The sequence below is a fragment of the Streptomyces sp. NPDC050528 genome (genome assembly GCF_044457795.1).
In the GTDB taxonomy this organism is placed as follows: Bacteria; Actinomycetota; Actinomycetes; order Streptomycetales; family Streptomycetaceae; genus Streptomyces.
Map to the genome: position 1 here is coordinate 585079 of NZ_JBITHH010000004.1, position 13047 is coordinate 598125.

The window sequence follows — 13047 nt, forward strand, 5'->3', positions numbered from 1 at the left end:
CGGCCGTCAGCCGGTGTACTGGGCGAAGATGCTGGTGAACTGCCAGTTGCTCTGGCTCACGCCCGAGCACGTGTCGTCGTTCGGGTAGGCGCCGGGGCAGGGACGGTCACGGTTGGCCGACCAGAACGTCAGCCGCGCCAGGTGGTGCGCCTGCGCGTAGGCCAGGATCGTCTGGAAGTCGGCGGTGGTGACGGTCTCGCTGTTGTCGGTGATGCCGTTCATGGACGAGATGCCCATGTCCCGGTAAGCCGCGTCGTCGCTGTAGCCGTACGCGTTCTTCAGCGCGGTCTTCAGGCCCTCGGCCGCCCGCTGGGTGAGCGTGCCCATGTTCTGGCCGGCGCCGCCGAAGTCGAACGGCATGATCGTCCAGGCGTCCACGGTCAGCCCGGAGGACGCGGCCCGGTTGATGAGGCTGGTGTCGGGACCGCTCTGCCCGGTGCCGATGGTGACGTACACCTTGATGCCCGGGTTGTTGGCCTTGACGGTCTTCAGCGCGTCCACGGTCCGCTGCTGCACGGTCCCGTTGCTGTACGCGTCGGCCTCGATGTCGATGTCGATGGCCTTGAGCGAGTAGGCGCTGATGACCTTCTGGTAGGCCGCCGCCAGTTCACTCGCGCTGGAGCAGGAGCTCTCCAGCTTGTTGCCGCTGTAGCCGCCGAAGGACGGGACGACGTCGCCGCCGTTGGCGCGCACGGTGTTGATGGTCGACTGGTCGACCCCGCCGGTCAGCGCCCGGCCGCCGTCCCACTGCGGATTGCAGTAGCCGTTGCTCAGGACGAACGCCAGCGTGAACCACTTCACGCCGGTCGCGTTCATGACAGTCGTAGGGCTGGGCGGGTTCCCCCAGCCGTTGTACAGGTACGGGGCCACGGCCATCGGCGCGGTCGTGGGCGGGGTCGTGCCGCCGGCGGCGGGGGCGGTCCACTTCTGGTTGGCGGCGCCTGAGCAGGTCCAGATCTGGGTGCGGGTGCCGTTGGCCGTGGAACTGCCGGTGACGTCGAGGCACTTGTTGGCGGCCGGGTTCACGATGTCGCGTGCGGCGCTGACCGTCCACTGCTGGTTGGCGCTGCCGGCACACGTCCACAGCTGGAGCTGGGCGCCGTTGGCCGTCGAATTGCCGGTGACGTCGAGGCACTTGCCGAGGGCTCGGATGGTTCCGTCGGTGCCGACCGTCCACTGCTGGGCGGCCGTTCCGTTGCAGTCGTAGATCTGTACGGCCGTGCCGTCGGCGGAACTCGCGCCGGCGACGTCGAGACACTTGCCGCCGAGTCCGGTGATGGTGCCGGTCGCGGCCGAGGCGGAGGGGGCTCCGAGGGTGCCGAGGGCGGTGAGGCCGAGGGAGAGCGCGAGGGCGCAGCGCAGGGCGAGGCGTTGCATGACGAGGGCCCTTTCGTCCTGGGGTGGGGGGTGGACGCCGCCGGCTGGAGGGCGGTGAGAGGTGAACACGCGTGTTCACATATGTGAGCGTGGAATGCATTCATGGGAGGTCTGTTGGCTGGTGAACCTAAAGGTCTGCACCAAAGCCGTCAAGAGGTGCGACCGGAGAAGTCCCGCACGTCCTGCCTGAGTTGAGAAGTTGTAGGCGAAGGAAAAGAAATCACCAGGACCATTGAGCGGCCGGTTCTCACAGGTCACACTGTGCGGGATTCGTGATGATCGTCGGGGCGGCGTGTCGGAGGAACCATGACCACAACGGGGACCGCAGAGGTTGCGGTGCGGCACATACTCAGCGACAAGGTCACGGGCGGATTCCTCACACCGAAGACGCGCACGATCACCTGGACCTCCGCGCACTACACCGTCAAGCGGCCCCCGTCGGGCAAGCACACGGTGGAGCTGACCTGCACCGAGTGCTCGGCGTCCCTGCTCGCCGAGGTCCGCGACCAGTCCACCACCCGCACGCTCGCGGCTCTCATGCGTGTCATCGGGATCGTGTGCGGGGTCGTGTTCTTCGCCGCCCTCGCCTACGCGATCCACGAGGGCGGCAAGACCCTCCCCGAGGGCCAGTCGCTCCCGGTGCTCTTCCCGATCAGCGTCGTCGCCGTCGTCGTCACCTTCGTCGCCGGGCCCGTGTTCTACCTCCACGGCCGCAACTACAACGGCGTCAGCATGCTCGACGCCCCCAAGCCGCGCCGCGGGCACCAGATCAGGCCCGTGAAGGCGGCGCGGACGCGCGTACGAACTCGCCGATGAGCCTGGCGAGTTGGGTGGGCCGGTCCAGCGGGAGCAGCGTGTAGCCGTCGGCCACCTCCACCAGCCGTCCCTGCGGCAGGAGTTCGGCCAGTCGGCGCCCGTGCTCCGGCGGCATCACCCGGTCCTCGCTCGCCCACACCACGAGCGCGGGACGGTCGAACTCCCGCAGCCGCAGGGCGGTTTGCTCCAGCAGCCGGCGCCCGTCCGCCGACGCGGCGCGCAGCACCCGTACGGCGTCACGGCGGATCCCCGGCTGCCGCCGGACCGGCTCCGTCCAGCGCGCGGTGACCGCGTCCCCGCGCTTGGTCAGCCACCCGAACGCGAACGGCAGGCGGCGCAGGGCCCGCACCCGCATCTGCCGCATGAACTGCCCGAACAGCCACGGCGACAGACGCCCCGCGAGTACGAGCGTGCGGCCTGTCAGACCCGGCGGGAAGTTGTCGAACGCCTCGCACGAGACCAGCACCACCCGCCCCACGCGCGCGGACCCCTCCGCCATCAGCAACTGCACCAGCGCCCCGCCGGTGTCGTTCCCGACGAGCGTGACGTCCCGCAGATCCAGCTGGTCGAGGAGTTCGACGATGAGCCGCGCCACCCCGGGCAGCGACAGATCGGCGTCCGCGCGCATCGGGTGGCGGTGGGCGCCGAGCGGGAGGGTCGGGGCCACGCACCGGTGGGCGGCGGACAGGTCGGCGATCGGTCCGGCCCACAGCGAGGCGTCCATCAACAGCCCGTGCAGCAGCACCAGGACGGGACCATCGCCGCCGGTGTCCTCGTACGCGACGGGCCCGGCCGAGAGTTCGATCAGGTGCTGCGTGGTCGTGCCGGCCGATTCGGTCCTGGTCATGAGCGCCTCCCGTGAGTGTCCGCACTCAAGAGGGCGACGGAGGGCCGATGTGTGACACCGGTACGGGAGTTGGCCCCGAGTGGCACAATCGGCGACGTGGACCGGGGGATCCTCGAACGCGAGCCCGAGTTGGCACGACTGGCCTCGGCCGCACGTGAGGCGGCGGACGGAGCCGGCTCCGTGGCGCTCGTCTTCGGCGAGGCCGGCATCGGCAAGTCGAGCCTGGTGAAGGCCATGCCGGACCGGCTGCCGCACCGCACCCGCATCCTCCTGGGCCAGTGCGACGACCTCGCCACCCGCCGCCCCCTGGGTCCGTTCCGCGACCTCGTCGGCAGCGTCGGCACCGAACTCGCCCGGGCCGTCATGGAGGGCGGCGACCGCCACCGCGTCCACGAAGCCCTGCAAGGGGAGTTGGCGGGTGTACCGCATCCGGCGGTGCTCGTCGTGGAGGACGTCCACTGGGCCGACGAGGCCTCGCTGGACGCCCTGCGCTTCCTGGTCCGGCGCATGGAGCAGCTGCCCGCCGTACTCGTCCTCACCTACCGCGACGACGAGTTGAGCCGCGAGCACCCGCTGCGGCACCTCCTCGGACAGGTCTCCCGTACGGACCGCGTGCACCGGCTGCCGCTGGCCCGCCTGTCCAAGTCGGCCGTCCGCACGCTGAGTTCGACCAGTGGGCTCGATCCGGCCGAGGTGTACGAGGTGACCTCGGGCAACCCCTTCTTCGTCACCGAGGTCCTCGCGGCGGGCGGCACCGGGGGAGTGCCCCCGACGGTCGTCGACGCGGTACTGGCCCGGCTGCGCGGACTCGACGGCCGGACCGTCGACGCGCTGGAGCAGCTCGCCGTCGTGCCCTCCGCCGTCGAACGGTCCCTCGTGGACACGCTGTTGATCGGCGGCGTCGCCGTGCTGGCCGCGGCCGAACAGTGCGGGCTCCTTACGGTGACGCCCGAACGGGTCGTGTTCCGGCACGAGTTGATCCGCCGCGCCGTCGTCGACTCCCTGCCCGCGGCCCGGCGGATCGACCTCAACCGCAAGGTGCTCACCGCCCTCATGCTCCGGCCGGGCTCCGACCCGGCGCGCGTCGTCCACCACGCCGCACAGGTCGGCGACCAGGACGCCATCGCCCGCTACGGCCCCCGCGCGGCCCGGGACGCCACCGAGGCGGGCGCCCACCGCGAGGCCGCCGCCCATCTCCGGCTCGTGCTGCGGCAACGACAGCGCTACACCCCCGCCGAACTCGCCGACCTGCTCGAACGCTACGCGGTGGAGTGCTACACCATCGCCGACTCCGTTGAGGCCGTCGCCGCCCAGCGCGACGCCGTGGCCCTGCGCCGCTCCCTCGGCGACACCCTCACCCTCGGCGCCGATCTGCGCTGGCTGTCCCGCATCCACTGGTGGGCGGGCCACGCGGCAGAAGCCCAGGACGCCGCGAAGGAAGCCATCGCCGTCCTCGAACACGCCGGAGACGACCGGCTGTTGGCCCTCGCGCTCAGCAACACCGCCCAGCTGCGGATGCTCTCCGACCGGTACGCCGAGGCCGTCGCGCACGGCGAGCGCGCCATCGCCCTGGCCCGTCGCGCGGGCGACGCGGCGATCCTGGCCCACGCCCTCAACAACGTGGGCACCGCCCGCTGGCGCAGCGGCGACCCCAACGGGCGACGACAGGTCGAGGAGAGCCTCACGGTGGCACTGGCCGCGGGCGAGGTCGAACACGCCTGCCGGTCCTACGCCAACATCATCTGGTCCCTCCTCGACAACCTCCGCTACACCGAGGCCGACTGCTATCTGCCCCCGGCCATGGAACTCGCCGACCGCGCCGAGCACTTGGGGTTCCTCAACTACCTCCACGTCGAGCAGGCCATGCGCCGGCTCGCCGCCGCCGACTGGGACGGCGCCGAGCGGCACGCCGAGTACGGGATGCACGACTTCGTACCGGCCCGCTGTCCCGCGCTCACCGTCCTGGCCCGGGTACGCGTCCGGCGCGGCAGGCCGGGCGCCGACGAACTCCTCGTCCAGGCGCGGGAGATCGCCGTACGGACCGGGGAGCTCCAGCGCACCGGCCCGGTGGCGGCCGCTCAGGCGGAGGCGGCGTGGCTGCGGGGCGACCACGCGGCGGTGGCCGAGGCGGCGGCGCCCGTCCACGCGCAGGCCGCCCACCTCGACTACGGGCCGTACCGGGCCGAACTCGGCTACTGGCTCAGCAGAGTCGGGCACCCGGTGGCCGCCGACGCCAGCGATCATCCGTACGCCCTGCAGGCCGCCGGGGAGTGGAAGCGGGCGGCGGACCTGTGGCAGCAGGCGGGCTGTCCCTACGAACGCGCCGCCGCGCTCGCGGAGAGCCCCGACCCGGCCGACAAGCTCACCGCCCTCGCCGAACTCGACGCGCTCGGCGCCGAACCCCTCGCCCGTCTCGTCCGCGCCGAACTGCGCGGGCTCGGCGTCCGCCGTATCCCGCGCGGCCCGCACGCGGCGACCCGGGGCAACCCGGGCGGTCTCACCGGGCGCCAACTCCAGGTCGTACGGCTGCTGGTGGACGGTCTGACGAACCCGGAGATCGCCGACCGGCTCGTGGTGTCGGTCCGTACCGTCGACAACCACGTGCGGGCCGTGCTGGAGAAACTCGACGCGCCCACCAGGCGGCAGGCCGCTGCCCGGGCCACGGAACTCGGGCTGGTGCCGAACGGCGAAACGTAGGTAGCAGGTGCCGCCGAGCTGGGTGACGGGCACGGATGTCCGCGCGGTTCCGGGCGGCGTAGAACGAGCGGGTCATCCAGAGCACCATGAATCGGGGGACCGCATGTCCAGCACGCCCGTACAAGCCGCTCGCCGTGAACTGACCGATTTCGCAGGGGAGTTGATCGGTCCGGACGACTCAGGCTACCCGGAGGCCCGTGCCGTCTACAACGCGATGATCGACAAAAGGCCTGCCCTCATCGCCCGTTGCGCCGACGCGGACGCCGTGGCCCGCGTGATCGCCTTCGCCCGCGCCCATGACCTGCCGCTCGCGGTACGCGGCGGCGGGCACCACGGGGCCGGACTCGGCACCGCCGAGGGGGGAGTGGTCGCCGACCTGTCACCGCTGAAGAGCATCCAGGTGGACCCCGAGGCGCGCACCGTCCGGGTCGGCGGGGGCTGTGTGTGGGGCGAGGTGGACCGGGCCACCAACGCGCACGGACTCGCCACGCCCAGCGGCATCATCTCCACCACCGGCGTCGGCGGACTCACCACCGGCGGCGGGCTCGGACACCTCACCCGCAAGTGCGGGCTGACCATCGACAATCTGCTGGCGGCCGACCTCGTGCTGGCCGACGGCAGCCGGGTGCGGGCCAGTTCGGACGAGAACACCGACCTGTTCTGGGCGGTCCGGGGCGGTGGCGGCAACTTCGGGGTCGTCACCTCGTTCCTGTTCCGGCTGCACGAGGTGAGCACGGTCGTCGCCGGACCCACCTTCTGGCCGGTCGAGATCAGCGCACAGGTCCTCGCCGCCTACCGGGACTTCCTGCCGAACGCGCCCCGCGAACTGAACGCCTTCTTCCTGCACGGCAGCGTTCCGCCCGCCCCGCCGTTCCCCGAGGAGATCCAGCTGCGCAAGACGGCCGGGGTCGTGTGGTGCTACACCGGCGGAGACACCGAGGCCGCCGCCCGCGCGATGGCACCCCTGCTCGACGCACTGCCCGCACCCCTCCTGCACGCGGCCGGACCGATGCAACACCCGGACATGCAGGGCATGTTCGACGGGCTCTACCCGCCCGGCGACCAGTGGTACTGGCGCGCCGACTTCGTCAACGACATCCCCGACGAGGCCGTGGAACTGCATGCCAAGTTCGGCGCGGAGGTCCCGACCCCGCAGTCGACGATGCACCTCTACCCGATCGACGGCGCGGCCCACGACGTCGGCAACGACGAGACCCCGTGGGCCTATCGCGACGCACGCTGGGCGTCCGTCTTCGCGGGCGTCGACCGGGACCCCGCCAACGCGGGCGTCATCAAGCAGTGGACGGTCGACTACTTCGAGGCCCTGCACCCGTACTCGGCGGGCGGCGCCTACGTGAACATGATGATGGACGAGGGACAGGAGCGTGTCCGGGCCAGTTACCGGGGCAACTACGACCGGCTGGCCCGCATCAAGGCCGACCGCGACCCGGACAACGTCTTCCGCCTCAACCAGAACATCCACCCGGCCCCGAAACCGCGCTACGAGACCCGCCCGTGATGCCGGTTCCGAGGCCGGGCCGACGTCACGCGTTCGGGTCGAACGAGATGCCGGACGGCTCCGCGATGGACAGGGCGTAGTTGAAGTCGCTGTCCCTGATCTTCAGGGTGGCCGAGCCGAAGTCGGCGGCCAGGAGCTTGTCCTTGAGGCCGGCCGGGTAGCCGTTCCAGCCCACCAGGCGCGGGTAGAACCAGTTGCCGGTGGCGTTCTCGGCGGGCTCGTCGTTGGTGTTGGCGAAGCGGAAGTCGTGCGAGCCGATGCCGTCCTTGTGGTAGACGATCTTGGGGTGTGTGCCGTCGAAGCGCACCCCCGAGGCCGCCGACACCTGGTACGCGGAGTGCTGCGACACCGACACGTACTGGACCGTGTTGTCCTTGATCCACACCACGACGTGTTCCCAGTCGTGGGTGTGACCGATCGCCGCCGGACCCAGCGTGACCTGGTCCTTCTCGAAGTAGCTGGCGTACATCACCGCACACCAGTCGTTGTTGCACTTCTCGCGGGAGTACGTGTTGGAGTTGTTCAGCTGGGCGAGGTCGTGGCAGTGCCCGTTGACGTCGCCGCCGAGCTTCAGCCCGGGGTTGATGGTGCCGTCGGTGCCGATGGCAGCCGTGGCGTAGCAACCGTCGCCGTCGTAGTCGTAGGCCGGCGAGAAGGTCTGCTCCAGGCCGTCCGCGTTCTGCGGGAGCGCCGTCAGTACGGAGGCCTGGGCGGCCGTCGCCTGACCGACCACGAGGGCCAGCGCACCGAGGACGGTGACGATCGCGGAACGGCGAAGACGCCGGCCCCGGGGCTTCGTGGTTCTCGTGGAGCTGTCGGTGGGGGGTGTCAGTTCAGGCACGCCGACTCCAGTTCTGGGCTGTGGGGGCGCTACTGGATGCGCCAGGTCCAGACCTTCGCAGTCAGGTGTGTGCACGTCAACACCCTTGCGATGTACGGGTCTTGGCCCACCGCTGAACTTTCCGGCCTGTGCTTTTGCTGTGCTCCGGCGGCTCTCGGCGCGACCATGGCTCTCGGCGAACAAGTGCGCTAATTTGAGGGCCAGGGCACAGGTGAATGGGCACCCGTGGCGAGTGCGGGAGGTTCTTTGACCCCGGCGCAACTACGGGCTTTCGCGGCGACCGTACGCCTCGGTTCCGTGAAGGCCGCCGCTGCCGATCTCGCGGTCACCGAGTCCGCCGTCTCCATCCACATCGCGCATCTGCGCAGGGAACTCGGCGACAAACTCTTCGCCCGCACGGCCAACGGACTCGCGTTCACCCCCGGCGGGCTGCGGCTGGCCAGCCGTGCCGCCGAGATGCTGGGGCTGCAGGACCGGACGATCCTCGAAGTGAAACAGGCCGGCTCGGGCCGACGACTGCTGCGCGTCGCCGCGTCGAGCCTGTTCGCCGAACATGCCGCTCCCGGTCTGATCGAACTGTTCGCGGGGCGCGCCGACGACCTCGACGTCGAACTCAGCGTGCACGGCCCGCAGGAATTCGCCTCCCTGCTGCTGACCCGCTCCGTGGACGTGGCCATCGGACCCCGCCCCGCCACCCTCGACGACACCATGACCTGCACGCACTTCCTCAACTACCAGGTGATCGCCGTCGTAGGGCCCGACCATCCGCTCGCGGCGGCGGCGAGTGCCGGGACGGCCGAACTGCGCGGGCAGACCTGGTTGTTGGGTCCCTCGGCGGTCGGGCGGAGCGGGATGGTGCCGTCGGTGCTGCGGCGGCTGGGCATTCCCGAACACAATCAGCGGATCTTTCAGAGTCATGCCGCGTCCGTCGATGAGGCCAAGCGGGGTAAGGGAGTTGCTCTCGCGGTCGCCTTCGCCGTGACGAAGGATCTTGCCGAGGGTGACCTCCGGCGGCTGAACGGGCCCCAACTGCCCGCCCGGGGTTCGTGGAACCTGCTCACCCTTCCCGACCGCGAAGCGCCGCCCGCTGCCGCGGAGTTGCGGCGGTTCGTCACCACGCCGCGGGCTACGCAGGCGATGTTGCGTGGGGCGGGGGTTACGGCGGGGCGGTTTCGGCCGGCGATTCATGTGACGTTGTGGAGTTGAATGCTCCGATGGCTCTGTAGTCGTTCTTCTGCGGGCCGGTGGGGGCTGGGCGCGCCCACGCGGCGGAGCCGCAAATCGGTACAGCCCCGCGCCCCTGTGGGGCGCTTACCGAACCGTGCGATTTCGCTCGGCACCCGCAGCAGCGCGCCGAAGCTGTCGGCCGGCAGGAGCAGGTCGACGTACGGCAGGGCCGCCGTCATCGTCGTCGTGCGGGGGGCGAAACCGGGGGCGGCGGCGCGGGGGTTGAGCCAGATCACCGTGTGGGCGCGGCGCCGTAGCCTCGCCATGGCCGTGGCGAGCCGGTGTGGCGGATCGCCGTCCCAGCCGTCCGAGGCGATCAGCACGACCGCGCCGCGCAGGGTGCCGCCGTGGTGCGAGGCGAGGAGAGTGCCCAGGCAGTGGGCGATGCGGGTGCCGCCGAACCGGTCGGCGACCCGCTCCGTCGCCTCGTCGAACGCCTCCTGGGCCGAGCGGTGCGCGAGCACCGTGGTGAGCCTGGTCAACGACGTGGCGAACGCGAAGACCTCGGCTTGCGTCGTCAGCGCGAGGGCCCGCATCAGATGCAGATACGCCACCGCCTGCGCCTGCATCGACCGGCTCACGTCGCACAGCACGACGACCCGGCGCGGTCGGTCCACCGGCCCGGACCGGACGAGCCGTACCGGTTCCCAGCCGGTTCGCCGGGCCCGGGCCACGGTCTCCCGGATCGCCACCCGGTTACCGCTCGCCCGCACGGTGTGACGCCGGGTACGGCGTACGGGCCAGTCCCGCAGCCGTGCTTCGAGCCAACGGCCGAGCAACTCGGCCTGTTCTGCGTCCAGTTCGCCGAACGGAGTGTCCGCGGCGGACGCCAGCTCGCTCGGCAGACGTTCGGGCACGGTCTGGTCGTGATCCTCTCGCTGCTCCGCAGTGTCCACGGCGGGCGGCAGGGTCACCCACGGCACACCGGAACCACTCACCGGCGCACCCTGGTGAGCGTCGGCACGAGCCGCCTCGCGACCGTTGACACCCGCCCAACCGTGCCCGTCGCGGCGGGCGTTCGGGTCGAGAGCGAGCACGGACTGCCCGAAGACCGCGTCGAAGACCTCGTCGAAGCGGGCCAGTTCGGGACGGTCCCGTACGAGGGTGACGCGGGCCGTCCAGTAAAGCGAGGTCCGTGTCCTGGGCGGGGCCGCGGCGAGCGCGTCCACGAAGTCCCGGGTGGCGGTGAGGCCCACCGGTACGCCGTGTTCCCTGAGCCGTGTGGCCAGCGCGGTGGCGAAGGCCGCCCGGTCGACGGCGGGCAGCAGCGGACCGCTCGGTGTCATCGGACCAGCAGATAGATCACCACGGCGATGACGACGGCCACGCCGACGGCGGGGAGCAGCCGCTTGTACACCGACGCACCGGCGACCTGCATGAGGTCCAGCGGCACGCTCGGCGCCGGCCGCGGTACGGATGCCACCGGGGCCGCCTCCGGCTTCGGTTCCCTCTCCGGCCCCGGTTCCGTCGCCCGTACCGGTTCCGCCTCCGGTTCCTCCTCCCGCGTCGCCAGCAACTGCGTCTCCACGTTCGCCACGAACTGCGCGAACAGCTTCTCCGAGATCTCCTTGATCATGCCGCTGCCGAACTGGGCCAGCCTGCCGCTGATATTCAGGTCCGTGCTGACCGTCACGACCGTGCCCGCGCCCTCGCCGCGCAGCCGGGCATCGACCGTCGCGGACGCGTTGCCGCCCCCGCGCATGTCCTTGCCGGCCGCGCTGATCACGGCGTGATGGGCGCTCTCGTCCCGCTCCACGAAGCGTGCCGTCCCCGCGAACTGGCTGACCATGGGCCCGACTTTGACCCTGACCTTGCCCCGGTGGACGTCGCCGTCGACGCCGGTGAGTTCGGCACCGGGCATGCACGGGGCGAGGGCCTCCAGATCGGTGAGCGCCTGCCACGCCCGCTCGACCGGCACACCGACGCTGAACTCGTTGTCGATCCTCATGGTGTCCTCGCTTCTTCGGGATAGCCGAGTGCGTCGAGGGCTCCGACGACGGCGGTGCGGTCGTCGGGGCTCTTGGCGACCGTGCTGAGCGTGCGGACGATGTCGTCGCGGGCCAGTCGCGCGACCCGCAGCGCCGCCAGGGCGGAGACCCAGTCGATGGCCTCCGCCATGCCGGGCGCCTTGTCGAGGTCCAACTCGCGCACCCGGCCGATGAATTCGGTCGTGGACGCGATCAGCGGCTCGTTCGCCGCCGGTACCGTGCGGCGCAGGATCTCCGCGGTGCGTTCCGGCGTCGGGAACTCGATCCAGTGGTAGAGGCAGCGCCTCCGCAGCGCGTCGTGCAGCTCCCGGCTGCGGTTGGAGGTCAGCACCACGACGGGCGGCCGTACGGCGGTGAAGGTGCCCAACTCCGGGATGCTGATGGCGGATTCGCCCAGGAACTCGAAGAGCAGCGCCTCGAACTCGTCGTCGGCCCGGTCGATCTCGTCGATTAACAGCACGGGCGGCAGCGGACCTTGATGGCGCACAGCCCGCAACAGGGGCCGATCGAGCAGGAACTCCTCGGTGAACAGGTCGGCGTCGGACAGCTCCCTTCCGTGTGCCTCGGTGAGCCGGACGGCGAGCAGCTGGCGCTGGTAGTTCCACTCGTACAGCGCCTCGCCCGCCGTCAGCCCCTCGTAGCACTGGAGCCGGATCAGTGGAGTGTCCAGCGCCTTGGCGAGTGCCTTCGCGGCACTGGTCTTGCCCACGCCGGGCTCGCCCTCCAGCAGCAGCGGCCGGTCGAGCAGCGTGGCCAGGAGGAGGGCGGTCGCCGTACCGTCGTCGACGAGGTGGCCGACCTCGCCGAGCCGCCGCCGTACGTCGTCGGCGTCGGCGAACAGTCCGCTCACTCCGTGGTCCGCCCGGTCGGGGACCAGCGGTCCCGGCAGCCCGTCCCGCAGAACCAGAACTCTCCCTCCCCGGTGGTGAGGTGGGGTGTGCCGGCGCGTACGGTCACGGTCATTCCGCACACCGGGTCCACGGCCTGGGACGGGCGCTCGGGCACGGGGGTCTTCGCCGCATGGACGACTCGCACCACGTCCGCGAGGATCGACAGCGCGATCTCGGCCGGAGTACGGGCGCCGATGTCCAGCCCGGCCGGCGCCTGGACGCGGGCCCGTTCCGCCTCGGTCAGGCCGAGTTCGTCGAGGAGGGCGGCGGCCCGGCGGTGGCTGGCGACCAGCGCGATGTGACCGACACCCGCGTCGAGGGCGGCGCGCAGGGACTCCGCGTCGCCGTGGCCCTGCCCGGCCACGATCACCGCCGACGTGTGGTCGGTGGGCGGGTGGTCGGGCAGGGAGCGTGCCGTGGCGTAGCCGAGCAGACCGGCGAAGGCGATACATGCCTCTGCGACGGGTGTGGTCCCGACGACCTCGATCAGCGGCGGCGGCAGCACCGGCTCCAGGAAGATCTCCAACGCGCCTCCGGACAGGCAGGGGTTGACCACGACCCGCGCCCCCGGCGTCTCGGGGAACTCGGCGTCGCCCAGCGGCAGGACGCGCAGGAGCAGTGGCCCGCCGTCGTGCAGTGCGCCGAGCGCTGCCGTACGCACCGAGCCCTCGGCGCACTGGCCGCCGACGAAGCCGTCGATGGTGCCGTCGCCGTGCACGATGGCCTCGTCGCCCGGGTGTGCCGAGGCGGGTGCCTGGGCCCGCACCACGCGCGCGTGGACGAACGGCACGCGCCGCTCGGTGAGTTCGAGCGCGCGGGCACTCAACTTGCCGGTCATCACAGCC

At 71.2% G+C, this 13047-nt stretch carries 11 protein-coding genes; 4 read left to right on the forward strand and 7 right to left on the reverse strand.

Annotation, left to right across the window (positions count from 1 at the left end; translation table 11 throughout):
- Positions 1–6: 6 nt before the first annotated feature.
- Positions 7–1377: a lectin gene (locus tag ACIBK4_RS17605; RefSeq protein WP_398995643.1), complete on the reverse strand. Its 1371-nt coding sequence runs from the start codon at positions 1375–1377 to the stop codon at positions 7–9.
- A 306-nt stretch (positions 1378–1683) separates the two neighbouring features.
- Here ACIBK4_RS17605 and ACIBK4_RS17610 point away from each other — a divergent pair, with 306 nt between their 5' ends.
- Positions 1684–2193, forward strand: coding sequence for a hypothetical protein (locus tag ACIBK4_RS17610; RefSeq protein WP_398995644.1), 510 nt, complete (start codon positions 1684–1686; stop codon positions 2191–2193).
- Here ACIBK4_RS17610 and ACIBK4_RS17615 read toward each other — a convergent pair.
- Entirely contained in the window at positions 2147–3040 is an 894-nt protein-coding gene (locus tag ACIBK4_RS17615; protein WP_398995645.1) for an alpha/beta fold hydrolase, read from the reverse strand. The two genes, ACIBK4_RS17610 and ACIBK4_RS17615, sit on opposite strands and share 47 nt — an antisense overlap.
- A gap of 96 nt (positions 3041–3136) precedes the next feature.
- On the opposite strand from ACIBK4_RS17615, the gene ACIBK4_RS17620 reads away from it, so the two are divergent.
- Positions 3137–5737, forward strand: coding sequence for an ATP-binding protein (locus tag ACIBK4_RS17620; protein ID WP_398995646.1), 2601 nt, complete (start codon positions 3137–3139; stop codon positions 5735–5737).
- 103 nt (positions 5738–5840) lie between these two features.
- Complete coding sequence (locus ACIBK4_RS17625; RefSeq protein WP_398995647.1) at positions 5841–7256, forward strand: FAD-binding oxidoreductase; 1416 nt, start codon at positions 5841–5843, stop codon at positions 7254–7256.
- Positions 7257–7281: 25 nt separating this feature from the next.
- Here the strand turns inward: ACIBK4_RS17625 and ACIBK4_RS17630 are convergent, their stop codons facing one another.
- Positions 7282–8019 carry an NPP1 family protein gene (locus ACIBK4_RS17630; protein ID WP_398995783.1) on the reverse strand — a complete coding sequence of 246 codons (738 nt, stop codon included), beginning with the start codon at positions 8017–8019 and terminating at the stop codon, positions 7282–7284.
- Between the two features lie 324 nt (positions 8020–8343).
- On the opposite strand from ACIBK4_RS17630, the gene ACIBK4_RS17635 reads away from it, so the two are divergent.
- Positions 8344–9303, forward strand: a complete 960-nt coding sequence (locus ACIBK4_RS17635; protein ID WP_398995648.1) for a LysR family transcriptional regulator — start codon at positions 8344–8346, stop codon at positions 9301–9303.
- Here the strand turns inward: ACIBK4_RS17635 and ACIBK4_RS17640 are convergent.
- The 4 genes from ACIBK4_RS17640 to ACIBK4_RS17655 are packed head-to-tail and all read right to left on the reverse strand — an operon-like array spanning position 9282 to position 13040.
- Positions 9282–10610, reverse strand: coding sequence for a VWA domain-containing protein (locus tag ACIBK4_RS17640; RefSeq protein WP_398995649.1), 1329 nt, complete (start codon positions 10608–10610; stop codon positions 9282–9284). The two genes, ACIBK4_RS17635 and ACIBK4_RS17640, sit on opposite strands and share 22 nt — an antisense overlap.
- Positions 10607–11272 (reverse strand): SRPBCC family protein, encoded by a 666-nt coding sequence (locus ACIBK4_RS17645; RefSeq protein ID WP_398995650.1) that lies wholly within the window; start codon positions 11270–11272, stop codon positions 10607–10609. Before ACIBK4_RS17645 ends, ACIBK4_RS17640 begins: the two co-directional genes overlap by 4 nt.
- Positions 11269–12162 (reverse strand): AAA family ATPase, encoded by an 894-nt coding sequence (locus ACIBK4_RS17650; RefSeq protein ID WP_398995651.1) that lies wholly within the window; start codon positions 12160–12162, stop codon positions 11269–11271. Before ACIBK4_RS17650 ends, ACIBK4_RS17645 begins: the two co-directional genes overlap by 4 nt.
- Entirely contained in the window at positions 12159–13040 is an 882-nt protein-coding gene (locus ACIBK4_RS17655; RefSeq protein ID WP_398995652.1) for an XdhC family protein, read from the reverse strand. The genes ACIBK4_RS17650 and ACIBK4_RS17655 overlap by 4 nt, the downstream gene beginning before the upstream one ends.
- Between the last annotated feature and the right edge of the window lie 7 nt (positions 13041–13047).

What these genes read in the sequence shown, in the direction of transcription:
- ACIBK4_RS17605 (WP_398995643.1), bottom strand. Translation starts at nt 1,377, where the DNA reads ATGCAACGCCTCGCCCTGCGCTGCGCCCTCGCGCTCTCCCTCGGCCTC.
- ACIBK4_RS17610 (WP_398995644.1), top strand. Translation starts at nt 1,684, where the DNA reads ATGACCACAACGGGGACCGCAGAGGTTGCGGTGCGGCACATACTCAGC.
- ACIBK4_RS17615 (WP_398995645.1), bottom strand. Translation starts at nt 3,040, where the DNA reads ATGACCAGGACCGAATCGGCCGGCACGACCACGCAGCACCTGATCGAA.
- ACIBK4_RS17625 (WP_398995647.1), top strand. Translation starts at nt 5,841, where the DNA reads ATGTCCAGCACGCCCGTACAAGCCGCTCGCCGTGAACTGACCGATTTC.
- ACIBK4_RS17640 (WP_398995649.1), bottom strand. Translation starts at nt 10,610, where the DNA reads ATGACACCGAGCGGTCCGCTGCTGCCCGCCGTCGACCGGGCGGCCTTC.
- ACIBK4_RS17645 (WP_398995650.1), bottom strand. Translation starts at nt 11,272, where the DNA reads ATGAGGATCGACAACGAGTTCAGCGTCGGTGTGCCGGTCGAGCGGGCG.
- ACIBK4_RS17655 (WP_398995652.1), bottom strand. Translation starts at nt 13,040, where the DNA reads ATGACCGGCAAGTTGAGTGCCCGCGCGCTCGAACTCACCGAGCGGCGC.